The 20,214-nt window shown below is 43.0% G+C and carries 15 protein-coding genes; all 15 read right to left on the reverse strand.

Translation table 11 applies throughout. The annotated features are described in order from the left end of the window. Positions 1-71 precede the first annotated feature (71 nt). Positions 72-353 (reverse strand): 50S ribosomal protein L27, encoded by a 282-nt coding sequence (gene rpmA, locus C0979_RS01710; protein ID WP_016219110.1) that lies wholly within the window; start codon positions 351-353, stop codon positions 72-74. A gap of 5 nt (positions 354-358) precedes the next feature. After that, complete coding sequence (locus C0979_RS01715) at positions 359-691, reverse strand: ribosomal-processing cysteine protease Prp (RefSeq protein WP_101694339.1); 333 nt, start codon at positions 689-691, stop codon at positions 359-361. Between the two features lie 14 nt (positions 692-705). Continuing rightward, positions 706-1,014, reverse strand: coding sequence for a 50S ribosomal protein L21 (gene rplU, locus C0979_RS01720; protein WP_101694340.1), 309 nt, complete (start codon positions 1,012-1,014; stop codon positions 706-708). Between the two features lie 100 nt (positions 1,015-1,114). Continuing rightward, positions 1,115-1,942, reverse strand: a complete 828-nt coding sequence (locus C0979_RS01725) for an amidohydrolase family protein (RefSeq protein ID WP_101694341.1) — start codon at positions 1,940-1,942, stop codon at positions 1,115-1,117. Beyond that, entirely contained in the window at positions 1,943-2,356 is a 414-nt protein-coding gene (locus tag C0979_RS01730) for a CBS domain-containing protein (protein WP_101694342.1), read from the reverse strand. An 11-nt stretch (positions 2,357-2,367) separates the two neighbouring features. Continuing rightward, positions 2,368-3,717, reverse strand: a complete 1,350-nt coding sequence (locus tag C0979_RS01735) for an aspartate kinase (protein ID WP_101694343.1) — start codon at positions 3,715-3,717, stop codon at positions 2,368-2,370. A gap of 83 nt (positions 3,718-3,800) precedes the next feature. Continuing rightward, a complete protein-coding gene (gene ybaK / locus C0979_RS01740) occupies positions 3,801-4,307 on the reverse strand; it encodes a Cys-tRNA(Pro) deacylase (RefSeq protein ID WP_101694344.1) in 507 nt (168 codons plus the stop codon). Positions 4,308-4,326: 19 nt separating this feature from the next. Next, positions 4,327-5,094 carry a TIGR03936 family radical SAM-associated protein gene (locus C0979_RS01745; protein WP_101694345.1) on the reverse strand — a complete coding sequence of 256 codons (768 nt, stop codon included), beginning with the start codon at positions 5,092-5,094 and terminating at the stop codon, positions 4,327-4,329. Further along, positions 5,078-6,943, reverse strand: a complete 1,866-nt coding sequence (locus C0979_RS01750; protein ID WP_101694346.1) for a TIGR03960 family B12-binding radical SAM protein — start codon at positions 6,941-6,943, stop codon at positions 5,078-5,080. Before C0979_RS01750 ends, C0979_RS01745 begins: the two co-directional genes overlap by 17 nt. A 216-nt stretch (positions 6,944-7,159) precedes the next feature. Next, positions 7,160-7,855, reverse strand: a complete 696-nt coding sequence (locus tag C0979_RS01755) for a pilin N-terminal domain-containing protein (protein WP_101694347.1) — start codon at positions 7,853-7,855, stop codon at positions 7,160-7,162. Further along, entirely contained in the window at positions 7,852-8,733 is an 882-nt protein-coding gene (locus C0979_RS01760) for a class C sortase (protein ID WP_200816235.1), read from the reverse strand. The genes C0979_RS01755 and C0979_RS01760 overlap by 4 nt, the downstream gene beginning before the upstream one ends. An 86-nt stretch (positions 8,734-8,819) precedes the next feature. Beyond that, on the reverse strand, positions 8,820-10,328 hold the full coding sequence (locus C0979_RS01765; RefSeq protein WP_101694349.1) for a SpaH/EbpB family LPXTG-anchored major pilin: 1,509 nt from the start codon (positions 10,326-10,328) through the stop codon (positions 8,820-8,822). A gap of 23 nt (positions 10,329-10,351) precedes the next feature. After that, a complete protein-coding gene (locus tag C0979_RS01770; protein WP_145995099.1) occupies positions 10,352-18,391 on the reverse strand; it encodes a Cna B-type domain-containing protein in 8,040 nt (2,679 codons plus the stop codon). A 19-nt stretch (positions 18,392-18,410) separates the two neighbouring features. Beyond that, positions 18,411-18,551: a helix-turn-helix domain-containing protein gene (locus C0979_RS12065; RefSeq protein WP_242962624.1), complete on the reverse strand. Its 141-nt coding sequence runs from the start codon at positions 18,549-18,551 to the stop codon at positions 18,411-18,413. Positions 18,552-18,936: 385 nt separating this feature from the next. Then, positions 18,937-20,214, reverse strand: coding sequence for a dicarboxylate/amino acid:cation symporter (locus C0979_RS01780; protein ID WP_101694351.1), 1,278 nt, complete (start codon positions 20,212-20,214; stop codon positions 18,937-18,939).

Here is a 20,214-nt window from a genome sequence, read left to right on the forward strand (position 1 = left end):
CTTCTTTGAAAAAAGAGTGCTGCCTCATAACTTATCAGTTACCGTGCAACACTCTCTTAACTCATCATTACTTAAGCTACTGGATAGATAGAAACCTGTTTCTTATCTCTTCCTTTTCTTTCAAATCTTACCACACCGTCAACAAGTGCGAATAATGTATCATCTCCGCCACGTCCTACGTTGACACCTGGGTGAATCTTTGTTCCGCGCTGTCTGTAAAGGATGTTACCAGCTTTTACAAACTGTCCGTCTGCTCTCTTGGCACCAAGTCTCTTAGACTCAGAATCTCTACCGTTCTTAGTAGAACCAACTCCCTTTTTATGAGCGAAAAACTGAAGGTTTAATTTCATCATGGTAGTTACACCTCCTCGAATGTTAAATCAATATATTCTGCATAGTTCTCATCATCCGCCATCTGTTTTAAACCAAGAACCAATGTCTTCATAAGAAGCTGCGCTTCCTTTGAAGGCCTGTCTTTGATCTCATATTCAATGATTCCTGAGATATCATCTGAAACCATAGACGTCTCATCTTTTGTATAGAGTTCAATGGCATTAATCGTATTGATTACCAGCATAGATGCTGCTGCACACACAATATCCTGCCCTTCTTCTCCATACCCGGCATGTCCGTTCGTACGAAATCCGATGTATTCTCTTTTCTCATTTCTATAAATGGTTACATGAATCATGGATGCTCTCCAAATTAAGCGTTGATTTTTTCAATCTTTACTGCAGTGTACTGCTGTCTGTGACCGTTTTTCTTGTGGTATCCAGTTTTTCTCTTGTACTTGTAAACGATAACTTTTCTTGCTTTACCGTTCTCAACTACAGAAGCTTCAACTGTTGCACCCTCAACTGTTGGATTACCAATCTTTAATCCGTTGTCACTTACTGCAAGCACCTGGTCAAATGTAAAAGTCTCGCCAGCTTCTACACCAAGCTTTTCTACTTTAATGATATCGCCTTCGGATACTTTGTACTGTTTACCACCTGTTGCTATAATTGCGTACATATGGCACCTCCTATTATCATTACTCGCCAATTACGGTGTCTGCAATGCAGACTTACAACCTCATTGTGCGGCATACTATTGCATGATAGCATACTCTTTTCTAAAAATCAATACTTCTGCTAACTTTTTTAAGTTTTTTATCTAATCCCAAAAGCCGACTTGCATTTTTAGAAAAAATCTGCTCTTTTTCTTCTTCCGTCAAAGCGGATTTTCGGATCTTTTCTACGAATTCTGTTTGTCCAGCCCAGGGAGAATCCGTTGCAAAAAGAATACGATCCATTCCATGATTGCGAGCCAGTCTTATAAAATCTTCTTCTTTCAGATAATCAAGAACCACCGCGGTATCCAGGTAAACAGGCTGACCGACAAGCTGTTCTTCTACTTCGCTGGTCATATGATTGCCGCCCAAATGGGCAAGCACCAGTTTCGCAGGCGCCACCTCATCGATTACCTCGCGCGCCATCTTTGGTGTACAGTGAATATCCTGCGGACATTTGGGATCCACCCCTGCATGAACTACAATAATAAGATCTAGTTCTGATGCAAAGTCGATCATCCGTTTATAACGAATATCATTGAAGTAAACATTTTGGTAATCCGGATGGAGTTTAATTCCTTTAAAACCGGCCTGCTTAATTGCAAGAAGCGCTTTTCTATAATCTTCACAGTCTGGATGAATTCCCGCAAAAGAAAGAATCGGCCCATCTTGAAATCCGGCAGCAAATCGGTTGATGGAATCCATCTGGCTGACTTTTGTTGCAACCGGAAGCGCCACGGAAAGGGTAATATCTGCCCTATGCATAGAAGCCAAAAGACTTTCCTTTGTCGCTTTGGTATATGGTTTTGTGTTACATATTTCCGCTAGATAATCTACTGTAGAAGCGGCAATCTTTTCCGGGAAAATATGGGTATGAAAATCGATAATCATTTACTTATCACATTCCTTCATCTTGTCATAACAGTATCCGATAATATCACGACGAGTAATGATGCCGATAAAGTGTTCTCTGTCGTCTACTACCGGTACAAAGTTCTGCTCCATTGCCCGTCCGATCAAATCCTCCATATTGGATTCAGCAGAGACGCATTGATAGTCCAGGCGTCTGTCAATCTTCATAATACCGATATCTTCTGCATCTTTTATATTCAAAATGTTCAGTTTCTTTAATGCCCACAAAAGATCACCTTCCGTAATAGAACCGACATATTTTCCTTCTTTGTTCAATATCGGAACCGATGAGTATTTGTGATACTCCATAATCTCTAAAGCCTGTCGAAGTGTATGATAGTCATAAATATAGGCAAGTTCACTTTTAGGCTTCAGAAAAAACAAGATATTCATCTTACGCCTCCCTAAATCATTGTATTTACAAATATATCATAGATTGCTTTGATTGCCGGCTGGAAATCATGGTTTCTCACACCGATAATAATATTCAGCTCGCTGGATCCCTGATCAATCATTTTTACATTTACATTTGCATGTGCAAGAGCGGAAAATAACCGTCCTGACGTCCCTCTGGTCGCGCGCATTCCACGTCCTACAACTGCAATTAATGCAAGGTCTGATTCCAGTTCCAGAAAGTCCGGTTCCACAGCCCGGTGAATTCCTGCAATCACCTTCTGTTCCTTTTCTTCAAATTCATCCTGGTGTACGAAAATCGTCATCGTATCGATTCCTGACGGCATGTGTTCAATGGAAATACCATTGTCTTCAAATACTTCCAGTACCTTTTTACAGAATCCAATCTGACCGTTCATCATTGCTTTTTCTACCGTAATAGATGCAAAATCCTTCTTTCCGGCAATTCCAGTGATAATAAATCTTGGTTTCCGGCAGGTATCTTCCACGATCAGAGTTCCCTTATCTTCCGGAGAATTGGTGTTCCGAATATTGATCGGAATTCCTTCTTTTCTCACCGGGAAAATAGCATCTTCATGGAGTACCGTCGCTCCCATATAGGAAAGCTCCCGAAGTTCCCGGTATGTAATAACATCGATAGCCTTTGGATTCGGAATAATCCGAGGATCCGCAATTAAAAATCCAGATACATCTGTCCAGTTCTCATACATATCCGCATGCACTGCCTTTGCCACAATAGAACCTGTGATATCAGAACCACCTCTGGAGAAGGTGCGAATCTTTCCGTCCGGTCCGCTTCCGTAAAATCCTGGGATTACTGCTCTTTCCAGATTTTCAAGTCGTTTTGCCACTGCTTCGTCAGTCTTCTTATCATCAAAGTTGCCTTCTTCATCAAAAAAGATGATTTCTGCAGCATCAATAAACTCAATTCCCAGATATGCCGCCATAATTTTCCCGTTCAAATATTCTCCACGGGAAGCCGCATAATCTCTTCCAATCTTTTTACTGAAATTTTCTTTGATCACTTTAAAATCTTCATCCAGGGAAAGTTCAAGGGAAAGCCCCTCGATAATCTCCTGATAACGTTCTTTAATCTTCTCAATCAAATCTTCAAAAGATCTCTGGTATTCCTCACAATCATCATCGTCATTCGCTAAAATAGCCTGACCATAACAGTGATATAACATATCTGTAACTTTCGTGTCTTTTGGCGTACGCTTTCCCGGTGCAGATGGAATGACATAGCGTCTCGTCTCATCTTTACGGATAATGTCTCCAACCTTCTTAAACTGCTCTGCACTTGCCAGAGAACTTCCACCAAATTTTACAACTTTAATCATCTTTTGTTGCCTCCAAACTGCTGTCTTTTCTATATTTTACTATCTTACCCTATTTTTCTAACATCTGCAATGGAATCCCAGATTTATATTTTAACGGCTTCGTCTGTTACGCCTTGAATGACATCTGCAAATTGTGCATTCGCCGCTTTCTGTAAATCCAGCGGACTTAACGTAATCTGCATTCCACGCTTTCCTCCACTGACATGCATACTCTTAAGTTCCTTAGCCTCTTCTTGAATCACCGTCACAAACTGTTTCTTCATGCCTATGGCGGTACAGCCGCCACGCACATACCCTGTCACCTTCGTAAGGTCTTTTAACGGAAGCATTTCCACGGACTTTTCACCGACGGCTTTCGCCGCCTTCTTAAAGTCAATTTCTTCTTCAATCGGGATAACGAACACATAATGCTCTCCGCTTTTCCCGGTTGTCACCAGCGTCTTGTATACATATTTATGTTCAAAACCAAGCTGATCCGCCACATGAATTCCGTCCATAAATTCTTCACACTCGTAAGTCTCGTATGTAAAAGGAATTTTCTGGCGTTCCAAGATACGCATAGCATTGGTTTTCAGTTCCTTTTTTCCCATCTGCTTCACCTGATTTCTTCTAATTAAATTCAGGAATTAGATTTCCCAAACTTTCCAAAGATACAAATTGCGTCATATCCGTGTCTTTTCCATCGTTTGGATTCTTGGCATACACTTCTAATCTATGGTAATGCACAGGCGTCTCTTCTTTTGTTGTTCCCAGGAATTTAAAAAATGCCTCCATAACAAGATCCGGCTTTAAATTTTCTTCACTTCCGGCAGCTAAGAACAAATGCAGCTGCTCCCCTTCCACTTCCATCCGGTAAATAAGCGGTTTAATATCAATTTCCCGCTCTTGTTTTTTGGACTTTTTCAGCACCATAATCTGATCCAGCTTCAGGAAATTATGAACCAACCTTTCTGCGTCTCCTTTTTCTGAAAGCGCATCTCGAACAGAAATCGTTTCATAGGCCGACTTGGCAGATTTAAGAAAGCTTACTTTATATTCTGCCGCCGCCACAATCGTCATACCACTCGCTTTTTTATCTTCTGGAATCTGAACGAAGCTCACAATATCGATTCCTTCTACCATGACTGCATTCAACTGTTTTACTGCCTTTTCAGAAGAAATACTTTCTTTTAACTCAATATCCAGATACTCGCCGTCACTGGTCACTCCAACCCCAAGGGGCTGTGCAAAAGACATAATCATATGAGGACTGTAACCGCTGGTAAATGCGATTGGAATATCCGCCCTTCTCATTGCTTTCTGAAAATAGCGCATGACATCTAAGTGCCCGATAAAACGCATGACCCCATACTTTCGGAATTTAATTCTTGCCTTCAATACAGACACCTCCTCCAAATACACCTACACCACAGCCGGAACATTTTTGCCGGCAGTTTGGTGTAACTTCTGCTTTCATTGCCCGATCCCACTCTCTTCTTAAAAATGCTTTTGTTACGCCGATATCAATAAAATCCCACGGGAACAGTTCTTCTTGTCCTCGTTCTCTTTCATTGTAGAATGCAATATCAAGCCCGGTTTCTTCAAAAGCCTTCAGCCATGTCTCATAAGAAAAGTTTTCACTCCATGCATCATAAATACAGCCCATGGAGTAGGCTTTTTCAATTGCTTTTCCTACTTTTCTGTCACCTCTTGCAAAGACTCCTTCTAATACGGTAACCTCTGCATCATGCCAGTTATAGCGCAGGCTCTTGCGATTTAGCTGGTCATTAAACGCATGCTTTACAGTAGCCGCACGTGCGATATATTCTTCATTCGTATACATTTTAGCCCATTGAAATGGCGTAAATGGTTTTGGAATAAAGAAGGATGTACTCGTCGTGATCTGGCATTTTCCGTTTCTTTGATCCTTTGGAATCTCATAATACCGTCTGGCAACCTTGTCGGCCAATTCCGGAATTGCCCGCATATCTTCCTCTGTTTCTGTCGGAAGTCCCAGCATAAAGTAAAGCTTCACCTTATTCCATCCGCCCTCAAAAGCCTGTCCTGCGCCGGATAAAATATCTTCCTCCGTCAGCCCTTTGTTAATAACGTTACGCATCCGCTGGGATCCAGCTTCCGGCGCAAACGTCAGACTGCTTTTTCGGATATCCTGTACCTTCTCCATCACATCCAGCGAAAATGCATCGATCCGAAGAGAAGGAAGAGAAATGTTAATTCCCTTTCCCTGAAATTCTTCAATCAAAAACAGTACCAGCTCTTTTAGCTGTGTATAATCACTGGAGCTAAGAGAACTCAAAGAGATCTCTTCGTGCCCTGTATTCTTCAACATTTGATAAGCATAGTATTTCAGCCTCTCTACATCCCGCTCTCTGGTAGGTCGATAAAGCATTCCAGCCTGACAGAAACGACACCCACGAATACAGCCCCGCATAATCTCCAGCACACAACGATCCTGAGTCACTTTGATAAACGGAACTACCGGAGCCTCCGGGTAACAGGTATCCGTTACATCTAATACCATCTGCTTTTTAATTTTCTTGGGTGCACATTCCTTAACAGGATGAAAGGAAGCAAGCGTTCCATCCTCGTGATAAGAAGCTTCATAGAAAGATGGAACATAAATTCCTTCAATCTGCGCAGCTTTTTCTAAGTAGTCCTGTCTGGAACCACCATTTTTCTTATTTTCTTTGTATGCGTCCAGGAGCTGGTCATAAACCGTCTCCCCTTCACCAATATAGAATAAATCAAAAAATTCTGCTAAAGGCTCAGGATTATAGGTACAAGGTCCTCCACCAATAACAATCGGATGCTCCTCGGTACGCTCCGATGCTTTCAACGGAATCTGACTCAAATCCAGTACCTGTAAAATATTGGTGTAACACATCTCATACTGAATTGTAATTCCAAGAAAGTCAAAATCCTTAATTGGATCCTGTGATTCTAAAGCAAATAATGGAATCTCTTCCTCTCGCATAATCTTATCCAGGTCAAGCCATGGAGAATAGACCCTTTCACACCACACGTCTTCCCTTCTGTTGAACATATCATAGAGAATCTGAATTCCAAGATGAGACATTCCGATCTCATACACGTCCGGAAAACACATAGCGAAGCGAATATCCACTTCTTCTTTAGCTTTCATTACGGAATTGACCTCCCCGCCGATATACCGAGCAGGTTTCTCAATATTTAGTAATATTTCATCATTTAATGCAAGTTTTCTCATATATTTCCTTTCTGCTTTTTGCATATATTTCACAAATATCTGCTATGTGATTAAACTTCATCCAATCTACACTATTATATACATTTTAGGGAAGAACTTCAAGCAAATATCTTTCGGCAAACTATGTATTTTCAGATAAAAAACACGAAAGCAAAAATCTACTCAGATTCTTACTCTCGTGTTTTAATACCTGTTGAAACAGCTTTATACTAATCCCTAGCGCCCCTTCTTTCCAGCAAACATTACGATTCCTGCACATCCGAACAGTATCCATACATAGAACCAGATATTGTTTTCATCTCCAGTCTTCGCGCCATTCTCTTTCTTGTTTTCCGGCTCCTCCTGCGGTGGAACCGGTTCTTGCGGCTTCGTTTCATTTTCAACCCATTCGTTTTTCGGTTCTACTGTCACATCATAACGAACATTTCCGTTCTCATCTACTTCTGGAATAAATACCAGAAAAGGAGCTGAATGAAACAATCCATTATCATGGGACACTTCCCCCCTTGGAACACACAAATACATGCCTTCCGTTAAGTTCCGAAAGAGCACCCGTCCATTGCTTCCGGTGGTTCTACTCTCTCCCACCAGGTTTTCTTTCACCGTAAAGTTATATAACTGCTCTGCCACCTTTCTCTGTCCAGAAGAACTCATATCCGTCAGGTCTACTCCTGATACTTCAAAAGCGCCCTGCAGTTTCCATTCGTTTTCTATTTTCTTTCCTGCTTCGTACAAAGAAAATTCAGCTCCGGATAATACCGCCTGATTCCCTTGCGGCGTAATTCCATGATAATATATCGTTAATGAACCTGTTCTTTCAGAAGCAAACGCATCTTGAGGAATTACCAAACAAGTCAATGCAAACATACATGCGGTCAAAAAAGCGCCAATCTTTCTTACTTTTTTCTTCATCTTCTCTTTCTCCTCATCTCTTCTCGGATCTCCTTCTTTCTCCATAGCTTATAAATCACAAACACTAAGAGTAAAATACCAATTGCCAGCAATAAAATCTTCACTTGGAACGGAAGCTTCGGTGCAACCTTTTTATCCGGCACCTGCCGAATGGCTTCTTCATAAGGAATTCTCGTACCTCTGACCAGGAGTCTGTGGGTATTGACTGCATATGGCGTACACGTCACCAAAGTAGCATAGTCCTCTCCCGGCATGATCGTAAGCGCCTTTGTATTTTCCGGCTCCACTGTAAGAATCTGATCCACCTGGTACGCAAGCGTCTCTCCAAGAACCTTAATGTAAAAGATATCTCCCTCTTTTAGCTTATCTAGATCCGTGAACAAAAGCTTAGACGGAAGTCCCCGATGCCCTGTCAGGACAGTATGTGTACTTTCTCCGCCTACCGGCAAAGACGTTCCTTCAAAATGACCTATCCCCGACTGCAGCACCTTCTCTTCTGTGCCGTGATAAATGGGCAGCTCCACTTCCAGCTTTGGAATTCTGATATACCCCATCATTCCTGCCGCATTTGTATTCAGCAGACTTTGGTATCTTTCATCTACTTCCTTTTTAATCGGTGAAAAGGGATCCAGCAATTCAATATTGCCCAGTAGTTCCTGATTATACTGTCTTGCCGCCTCCAGCATCGCTTGCTTCTCTCTTTCTCTTAACCGCACCGCATTTTCATCATAGGATGAAATCACTCTGGCGCTGTTTTTTTCATATAAATAATTACTGACTGTCGGATATAACAGTACGGAGAATGCAATAATAAGTCCAATTACACGGAAAATATCTCCAATATAAAATTTTTTCTTCTGTGTCTTTTTTTTACGCATGCTTATTCCATTCTCCCTGCTGTTATAAAGAATGGGAAGACTGCCCGAAGACAGTCCCCTCATCCATTCGTCAAAATAATTACTAATTAAGCACGTTTTCTTCTGCTGATTACAAAGCTTGCTGCAATGATAAGTACAAGTGCAATACCTACAACGGTAAACAGAATAGTACCCATACCACCTGTTCCCGGAAGGATGGTACCTGTGGTGTTTTCAACATCGATGATTTTATCATCTTCTGGAACGTTATCTTTAGATACAGTCCACTTCAATTCGTTCTCTCCATCCTGTGTAATGGTTATCTTGATTGGAGCTGTCAGCTTATTGTAACCTGCCGGAGCCTCTTTCTCCACTAACCAGTAAGTTCCAGCCTTAAGACCATTCAGATGTAAGTTATATCCGGCAGATACTTCCGTTTTCTTCGTAACCATATCCATGTTTGATTCTGTATTCTGATTTTCAGCTACTGTATAGCTTCCGTTAGAACCGGTTACCTTGATCGCATTATCGTTGGCTGCTTTTGCATCCCCTTCGTTTTTATATAAGCGGAACTTTGCACCTTCCAGCAGCGTACCTTTCGTATCGGTTTTCTCAATATCTAACGGATAAGTCGGTGTTGTAACTACCACTGGATTTCCTTTAGTCGTATCATTCGAATTGTTGCCATACTCTAATTCAGCTTTATTGTTTGTCTGTACTACCGCATTTTGATTTACTTTTGCATAATAGGTTACTGTAAATCCCGTTCCTTTGTGTACCTGATTGTCTCTGATCCACTGGGATAAATTCAACTCCATTGTGCGGTTACCCTCTCCGCTTAATGTAGCATTCTGTGTAGTAGCGTTCTGTGTATCAATCTGTACAGATACCGGATATGCAACAGGAGCATCTACTGCTGTACCGTCTGTATCTTTCACAAAATCAAGACCTTTTGTTAATGTATCGTGGATTTTGTATGTATAGTCGTCCGCATATCCTGTTGTATCAGGGATTGTACCTGTAATTGTATAAGTTACAACCTGTCCGATTTCAACCGTTGCTGTATTTGCTGTTTTCGCAATGCTCGGAGCCTCGCCTTTTAAATTAACTGTTTCTTCCAGCGCATCTACAGATACAAGAGATGACTGGATTTCTTTTGTTCCTGTTTGATATACAAGGTAGTAACCGTAGTCTAAACCTTCAAACTTATGACTCTCAACCTTGCCTAATTTTCCAGAAGTTACAGTTTCTGCTGTTCCTTCTGTCAATGCAGCTGCTGTAAAGTCATCTGCAAACTTCTGGATGTCAGTAGAATTTGCTGTATATGTAGTAAGTTTCTCGTATAATGCTTTGCTTGTTGACTCAGCTGGTAATCCTAATGCAGCTGCAATTGCAGTTTTATAAGTTTCATTCACTGTGTAAGCGTACTTATCCCCGCTTACAGTCAGATCAAAGAGTTTATAGACTTTGATTGTCTGTCCCTCTAATGTGTTGTTGGCATTGACTTTTACTGTCAAGTTTCCCGTTTGTGTTCCTGCCGCAAAGGCTGTTGTTGTCATTGCCAAAGTCATAATGACTGTCAGTAAGACTGCCAGCATGTGTTTCGTTTTTTTCATTTGTTCTCTCTCCTTTTTATTGATTATTTATAGCCACCCTGTCTTCTTTTGCTCTTTTTGTATCCCGTTGTTGTCACAAAGCAAAGAAGCAGAACACCTAACGTATAAAGCAAGGCTGTTCCCAAGCCTCCTGTCTCAGGAAGAAGACTATCGAACCAGTTTTTCTTATTGGTTACGGTAATGTTGTACTGATGATCTCCCTGATAGGTTACGGTTGTCTCGTAACCGTCAACCTTAGTTTCACTGATATGGTATGTATAGTGATATTTCTTCCCGTCCACACCTTCATGGTACGCAGTAAATTTCTCTCCGGAAAGAACCTTTTCCCATGTGTCTGAGGTCTGTGCATCCTCTTTTGTCAAAATCACTTCCTCTTTGAAGGTCTCGTCTTTGAAGGTCTCTCCATTCACCACATAACTTCTTGTGACATGGAAGATAACCTCATTCGGGCGGTCTTTCTCATCGTCCCCTTTCCAAACCTTCTTAATACGAAGCTCAATCAAATCCTTACAAGGATCCTGTACATCCGGTTCCGCTTCGCTTCCACCTGGTTCTGTCGGACTGCTTGCTGTGTTGTTCATCAGAACAGCCATTGCACCGTCTTCCTGATACACATTAACCGGTTCTTTCGCCGTACCATTTCCCATCAGTGCATCTTTTAAGTCTTTAAACTTAACGACCTTATTTTCGGTCATATGACGAATGGTATAGATGTTTTTCCATGAATCCCATTGATCATGCCTTTCCTCAAGGTGCGCTCCTGAACTTCCCAACAGATCATTATAAACCATATCCCCTTGTCGATATATCTGATAATAGTTTTCATCACCTTCAATTCCGACAATGTCGTTAAAATCCCAATTCGATTTTAAACTTGCCTTTCCGGTAAATGGTCCTGTCAGATCTTTTGCTCCTCGGACAACATCGGCCAAAAACATTTTATTATTTCTAAATAATCCTTCATTGTTCCAGCCAATAAATCCACCGGCAATGCCGTAGTCGCCTGTGCCGTTGGCATTGTTTCCGGCGCCGCCTCCATAGACGTCATAGCCCTCTTTCACACCCGTCACGGTACAGGAATCAATTCGTGTCCGATTCGCCTTAATCAGCGAAATATTGATTTCATTTTTCAGGCTTTCTTCATCGATCGTGCCGCCCTCAGAGCAGTTGATTTCTATCTTGCTGTCTCCGATATAGATGGTAGCAAGGCTCTTATCCTTTGCCAGACCGACTTTGATATCCAGTCCGAGAAGATTCAGAGCTACCAGTTCTCCGTCATACAGGGCGTTGATTTTTATAATACCCAGATCAATCTTAATGACATCACCTTTTTGTAAATCATCCAGCTGAAGAGCCTTTAATATCTGATTCACAGCCTGCACTAAATATTTGACCAAATCCGAATTCACTTTAATGTCTACAAGATATGCAAAATTCGTTTTTCCTGCATAGCCTCCGGCGATCTGGTTACTTGTTACCTGTTTTAATCCGGTAACCTCATTACCAGTCATTCTTCCCAAATCTGCATATCCGGTGAAGCCTCCGGCAATCTCTGATTTATCTTGCTTATCTATCGTATTATCGCTGTGTACTGTAAATCCTTCTGTCACGCCTGAAACACTGCACCGATCCACATGTGAGCCAAAAATATCCATCACGCCGGCGCCGGCGCTCAATAATTTCCCTAATGCGCCCAAATTATCCAGATCAACCGTACCGCTCTTTCCGAGATGTCCGATAAAACCTCCGGTATAATTCATTCCGTTGACCTTGCGAAGATTTGTCACCTTGGAATCTTTGACAGAGCCGTTAAGCAATGCGCCGCCAAACCCACCGGCTGAGCCTGAGTAAACAGGGTCATTGACATATTCTGTCTTTTTACAGTCTCTTGCCCGTACCTCAAGTCCCGCCTCAGCTGCACCTGACACATCCGATGCATAGACAAAAGTTCGAAAGGCATCCAGTACACTTGTGCCGCCAAGTTTTAAAAGCTCTGCCAATATGTTTGTATTACCACCATCACTGACCTGCGCTACTGCAGATACGTCTGCCAGTCCAAAAAAGCCACCAACGTATTCTCCGCCTGTCACACTTCTGATATTCGACACATGAACACCGCTGTCTGGCGTGTTCATTTCTCCGATAACCGCGCCATTGATCTCTCCGGCAAAGCCGCCGGCCGCCTTTGCATAAGCGGTATTTCCTGAACCATTCGCATAAGCGCCGTTAACGATAATGCCCCACTTATCCCAGGCGTCAACATCTGCGCTGCGCACCGTTGAAATAGTTGTATTGAGTAAGGACAATAAATCACCCGGCGTCTTGATCAGGCTTTGAAGAAGTCCGCCAAGCAATCCGCTGCTTCCTGCTGTATCCAAAGCCGCCGCACTTGCCGGGTCAATCTGACCGGCAAAGCCTCCGATTGCTTTCGTACCTTCTACTTTTCTTAAGTTGGTCACGAAGCATCGCTTATTGTTCGGATCCTGTACAGCATCTGTTGCACCGTATGTACTTGCCTCAGACCAGTTGCCCCAAATCTGTCCGCCAAGCATATGACCGACATAGCCTCCGGCGTAACCGACTTTTTCTATTTTCAAGGTAGAATCCTTCACCGGGATGCCTGTCGCTTTTACTGTCATCCCTGACTGGGAACCGGTAATATCCGAATTTCTTATGACCGGAACGAAAGTCTGCACAGCACTGATCGAGCCTGTAATATCCAATCCGATTAAGGAAACCTTTCCGACTTCTGCAACGCCGCCGGTTTTCATTTCTCCGGCAAAGCCTCCGGCACTTGTGTAAGCACTGACAAACTTCGCATCCCACGCATGGGCATTGGTAACAACACCTGCTTTCATGCGTCCTACATAGCCTCCGGCAACGCCCGCCTCCATATCCTGAGTTCCGACGTTCGTTCTTCCGGCTTTAACATTGTAGCCGTAAGCATATTGCTGAATCAATGACTGTAGCTCTTCTTCTGTAGTAACCGGTGTGCTCGGGAACTGATCTCCGTAAACACCGTTGCTGCCCACTGCTTCTGCCCACTTGTTCCATGTATCCATATCCACTTTTCTAAGCGGTCCGTAAACGGCTGTATTCGTTTCCGTTGGATAGACAGCCCCAAGAAGGCTTAACACATTGCTCGTCTTCAACAGACCAAACAGAAGTTCTAAGTTTCCGGTTCCTGCTAAATCTGAAGTTTCCATCAATCCGGTAAAACCTCCGGCAAACTCGCCGCCGTATACAGAACGGATACGGGCAGTAGCACATTCTTTGCCGCCTTCGGTGGCATTTCCTAAGATTCTTCCACCATGATTGTAGCCTACATAACCTCCGGCAAGCCCTCTCACACATTGGGTGTCAGTAAGTCCATCCGCACGAACCGCACCGCCGCAAGGCACACTGCTTGCCTGACTGTCTTCAATAATCGGAATGAAAGACTGTACCAAATTCGCAAGACTGTCTGTTACATTTAATAGTCCCTCTAAAATGCTGGCATCTTCTAATACGGATGCAACATTTCCCGGTTCCATAATACCCACATAGCCTCCGGCCGCCTCACGTCCAACGACATAGGCAAATAAATTCGCATCACTGTTTTTAATGATGGTGCCGGACATTTCTCCGATAAAGCCTCCGGCCTTTCCTAAACTATTATTCTTATCATCACTTCCGTCTGCCAGTACGGAATAACCGCCCACACAGCCATTGACGTCAGAATTTTCAATGGTAGACGCCACTACGTTCAGCGCCTCTAAAAGATTCGTCAACTGGATATTGCCAAGAAGCTTTAATCCGCCGCCAACTGCCGCTGCCGAATCGATATCTACGCATCCTGCATAGCCTCCGGCGTATTTTCCACCTTTGACTGCATATTGTGACTTCTCTCCAAAATAGTTTTCGCCAATTGTAGATTCCAGACTGTCTTCCGGCGGAGTCACCTTCGTATGCTTCAAGGAAGTGACATCAGAATCTTTAATCTGCACACCGCCGCCATAGCCAAGATATCCTCCGGCATAGCTGTCTGTATCTGTAGCTTCCACAGTAAAGCCCTGCTTTTCTGATTTCACGCCTGCAGATTGAATGATCGGAATATAAACTTGCAGTACATTGAGCAACTGACCAATATCAAGGTTTAAAATTCCACCAAGCAGATTCAATCCATCGGAGGAAGCTGTTGCCCCTGCGTCAACTTTCCCCGCAAATCCTCCGGCGTGAGATTCTCCCTTGACTTTCTCTAGTCCGAAGACAGCGTAAGCCTCTGTGCTTGTACTATTATCGACCTTACCGCTTTGCATTGCTCCGGCAAAGCCTCCGGCAAGTGTTCCCTCCACTTGTGGATTCTCTCCATTGGATCGGAATGTTACCGTTGTATCTGTATATTTGGGAAGCAGATACGGAACTAAGCTTAATAAAGAATCCACTTCCAAAATACCCGGAAGCTTCAGTTTTCCGTCTTCATCCTCCTGTGCAAGTCCTGCCAGCCCTCCGGTATGAGATCGTCCCACAAAACCTCCAGCATAGCTACTTTTCGTTTGATTATGTTTTGCAGCAACAGATTTTAAATTTCTGACATAGGAAGCTTCAACTACCGAGGCTACCGATTCTCCGATAAATCCTCCGGCTGTAAAAGCTTCGCCGTCTGTCAGCGCAGCCGTTCCATCGGAAAGGACTGTCAATCCAGTGTTCACGCCGACAATCTCACAATTCTTGATTGTAACCTGAACACCATTCGCCAACGATAACACGTTATTAAGCTTTACAAGTCCAAGTACGTCCAGTCCTCCGGCGGATACAAGGCTTGACGCCCCGGTTCTTCCGGCGAACCCTCCAGCATAGTTACCCGCCTGAATACTTTGAATGCCGTTTACCTTTACGCTGTCAGCCGTTCCTCCAAGCATCAGTCCACAAGCTCCAGCAGCATATTTTTCTGTTGCTGTCACCGTCCAATCGGTTCCCTCTGCAGAAATCTGCGACAGTTCAAATGGAATAAACTGCCCCACTCCAAGTGTTTTATTCACCACACCGATAGCATCCGCCGTCACAACGCTTCCGGCAATACCTCCGGCATATTTCTTTGCTTTTACCTGCTTTAGGCCTGTTATTGATGCTCCAAATGTAGTGCCTTGTGCATTGATTTTCACACCGTCACCCTGGCCAATAATGCCTCCGGCATAGGTTTCAGCACTTTCAATCACAAGTTTTTCTCCCTGTACGCTACAACCGTGTATTTCAGATGGTACTACACCTACCAGTGTCAAAAGTGTATTCCTTGCATCTGTATTTTCGGAAGACAGAACATTACCTAGCAATCCAGAAACAGACTCCAGTAAGTTTTCCTGTGTTTCTTTTCCTCCAAGCGTAGTACCAAATCCTATGGTTGCTCTTCCCGCAAAACCGCCTGCATACTTTTCTGAAACCACATTCTTAAGGTTAGACACGCTGGAATTGAGACTGACACTATTTGCCATAGCTCCGTTAAAGCCTCCAGCATATGAGTTGGCCTTAATTCCAATATTAGATCCCGTTACAGAGCAGCTTTCCTGTAGGGACTTTACATCCGGACAGAACAGATCCACTCCAAGATTTTGCAGCGCTCCTTTGATAATGGCGTCTCTTTCCAGTCCTGCAAATCCACCAGCGCCTGCTTTCGCCTGTACCGCTCCAAGATCTGAAACAACAGAATTCTTAATCTCTGTTCCTGTTTGAATTCCTACAAAACCACCGTTATAGTCTTCAGCAGCATTTCCGATTGTTCCGTTATTCAATGCCACGCTGCAATTGGTAATTATCGGCTTGTGATACCCAGTCGGAATCAAATTCCCCAATGGGACGTCATTTTGCAATAACACGGTAATCAAATCACCCAAGCCAACACCAGGTACAATATTTAAAAGAGTGGATAATATTTTTACAACATTTCCTAATATCCCCGATAAACCGTCGTAGGTTTCCATACCTTCCGTAAATCCGACGAATCCGCCGGAGATTCCTTTTGCGCTGCTAACTGATGCCTGATCCACCGTACAGTTTTCGATACGGACATGGCCTACGATTCTTCCAGCAAAACTTCCCGTAGCAAACAAATCCGGGCTATCCTTCTTCAATGTCAGAAGATCATGGATTACCTTATCTAGCCTTAAATCGCCAGGAAGTAGTATCTGGTCTAAGATGTCAAGAATTCCTCCTAATATCCCATCTAATAGTTTTAATACTCCATCTACCAGGGACTTTATGTCAGCGTCGACTTCCGTAGACTTATTTGTCACACTGACCTGTTCTAGATGAATGTTTTTCACGACTGCCATTCCCGCTGATCCCAACGTATTCTCATCCAATTTATTGGAGATTGTTCCGAAGAATCCGATACCGCTTGTGGTTTCCATATTCAGCTTACCTGTCTGCTCCACATGAATATTTTTAATCGTCGGCGACACATCTGCCTGCATATTCAAGCAACCTTCCATCTTTCCCGAAAAATGGATTGGCGTCCAGTTATCGTCTTTTCCGTTGGAATATTCGCCCTGCAACAAGTCAATATCGCGGAAAATAATATAGTTGGCATCCGGAGAATATTTTAGAGATTTTAATTCATCACTTACTTGTGATAAAGAAAGATAACTTTGAACGTTGGTTGCATTAAATTCCTTATCCACAATAACAATATCATCTGTCCGCTCACCGATAAGGCCTGATAAAATCGGTCCCAATAGTGGTATATCAAACAAAGGGCCTAACAGTGCATGTAAAATGTCACCAATCAGCTCTCCCAGTGGTCCAAGCAAGGCTCCAACTAATCCTTCTTTATCATATTCGATATTCATCAAACCTTCTGTTTTGTTTGTATTTTGTTCTGAAAAATAGATGAAGTCTTTTTGTTCAATTCCATTTTCTCCCAAAGACGAACCTTGTTTTAGATTAAAGTCAGCATCACCGGGATAATATGGGATATATGTTATTTTGTCATCCCACGGCCAAGGCAGGTCTACTATGGATTTCACATAGAGCATTGGAGTTACTTGCATATACTGATTGCCCTTTTCTTTTGGATCTGCATCTTGTCCGATTGCTCTAAGCTGCCATTCATTTCCAATAAGTATATATGGCTCTCCTTCAACTTTGGTATAAACCTGACCAAGATACTCGCGTCCTCCAAGCTGTCCCTCATCCGCCTGAACCGTTGCTTCTTGCTTAATCTTCTCCGCCTCTAGCTCCGGCATCTGTTCCGTAAAGGACGGGCTTAACACATAATTATGCTCCTTACTGTATGTAAGATATTCCTGTGCTTCATCCAGACTCTCGCCTGCCGGTGTTCCATCTTTATACAGAAGCTGACCCATACCTACTTTTTCAGGAATCATATCGCTTGACATCATCGGTTCTTCTGCAGAATTCTCGGAAGCGATCAGGCGAAGCTGATAATTATTATAGACATAGACGGTATCGCTTTCCTTCGCATATAAGACCGCATCCTCCGCAGGTGTTCCGGCAAAGCTTCCGGTAAAGCCTTCCGGCAGCGTCCATATGTTTTCTGACGGTAATGCAATTTCGTTCATCAGCATATAATCTGCACCGGAAGAATAAGTGATCGTCTGCCCTTCTGCAAGAACTTCTTCCCCAGTGCCAAACTGCTCTTCATGCATGTCATAAGCTCGAACTGCCAGCCCCGTACCAATGGACTGAAGCTGTCGGAGATTATAGATTTTAATCACACCGTTTTCATAAATCTCTGTAATATTTTTCGGCGCTCCCTGCGTCTGCTCCTGTGAAGCCGGATCCTGTGGAGCAATGGTTGACGAATCTGCTTCTGGAAATGCCTGTTCTGAGGGCGTTTGTTCCTCTTCGGATACGGTTGGATTCGTCTCAGCTGCATCTGAAGATGGCTGCGTCTCCGATGGATCTGCTCCTTCTGTAACAACCGCTTCCGTTTGTTCCGAATATCCTTCCGACGATCCAATTACAGTCTCGTGGGCAGATACTGCCATGGTCTGAAATAAAATAGAAAAAGCCAAAACCCAGGCAGTTCCTCTTTTCCAGATTTTACACGGAAATAATCGTTTCATGTTCTTATCCTTCACTACTTTACTTTCCCTTTCCCTCTCGTTCCAAAATTTCCTTTAATGAAATACTGAAAAGATGTTGTTCCAATTTTTCTTGAATCTCTGCATAATATCTACGCACCGCACAAAAGTCTGCTGCATTTCTGCTGCATTTCGGCTGCATAGCGCATCCTCCTCCAAACATCGGTTTATTTTCGTGGTATTCTCCATAATGCGTATCACATCTCCCAGCGTAATCTCTTTTAACGTCTTGTTGAATTCAAATACCCACCTGAGAGGTATTGTATTTCTTCACACAACAAATGCCCGCATACAAAGATGCAGGTATTAAAAAATACTAACTACGGCGAATTTCTCTTTTTTCTATTTAATTATTATACCCCTCACATTTTTTTGTCAACCTTTTTGACATATTTTCTCCTTTTTTACAGATTTTTGCAAGAATATCAAAATTTCTTTCTATTAAAAAATCACCATACAGATAAACTGCATGGTGATTTCCGCTATCCCATTTAGGAACTTATAGAGCCCGCTTTTATTTTATTCCATTACGCTTTCTGGAACACTTCTTTATCAAGCGCTTTATTCTGATGTGCCACAATTGTGGTACATACCGCATCTCCCGTAATATTTACTGCCGTACGGCTCATGTCTAAGATTCGGTCGATACCCATAATCAATCCAATTGCTTCCACCGGAAGTCCAACAGAATTAAATACCATGGTCAATGTTACCAGACCAACGCTTGGTACTCCTGCCGTACCGATGGAGGCCAGCGTTGCCGTACCAATTACCGTCAGATAATCTACCATTGTCAGATCAATTCCAAATGCCTGAGCAGCAAACACAACCGCTACACCCTGCATAATTGCAGTTCCATCCATATTGATGGTTGCTCCAAGAGGAATGGTGAAAGAAGAAATCTTCTTAGATACGCCCATCTTCTTAGCAAGGGTATCAATAGACAATGGAATCGTTGCATTGGAAGTCGCTGTAGAGAATGCAAATGCCATTACCGGGAAGAAGTTTTTTATAAATTTCAACGGATTTAATCCGGTGAAAATCTTCAAAAGTCCCAGATACACTACGAAGCACTGGATTGCAAGTGCAATCAGCACGCCAACCATATATTTTGCAAGTGGTACAAATGCACTGAATCCGATATTGGCAAAGGTTCTGGAAATCAGACAGAACACTCCAATTGGAGCCAGACTCATTACCATCATGGTCATTTCCATCATAATATCATTAAACTGGCTAAAGAAATTGCCAACCGTCTCTGTACGCTCTCCCAACTTTGCAAGAATCACTCCTACAATCAGGGCAAACACTATGATTTGAAGCATATTTCCGCTGGAAAGAGAATTCAACGGATTGTCAGGAATAATTCCAAGAAGCGTCTCTGACAGAGAAGTTGCTTCCATCGTTTCCACCTTAGCCGCATTGGACTGGATGGCGCTCATATCAAGTCCGGTTCCTGGATTGATCAGATTTCCAATACTAAGCGCCACTGTGATGGCAAGCGCTGTCGTAACCAGGTAGAACAAAAGCGTCCGGACACCAACCGTCCCCAGCTTCTTCGTATCTCCAATCGCCATGCTTCCGCATACCAGAGAACAGAATACCAACGGAACTACCAGCATCTTCATCAAACGGATAAATCCCTGCCCCACAACATAGAGCACGCCCTCTACAATAATATCATCTTTGATATGGCCAGACGGAACCAGATAACACAACACGACGCCGAAGATGGCTCCTACGATCAGTGAAATGAAAATCTTTGTGGTTAGTCCCAGTTTTTTCTTTTTTTCCTTCTTGTCCAT

Source organism: Dorea phocaeensis, from assembly GCF_900240315.1.
In the GTDB taxonomy this organism is placed as follows: domain Bacteria; phylum Bacillota; class Clostridia; order Lachnospirales; family Lachnospiraceae; genus Dorea_B; species Dorea_B phocaeensis.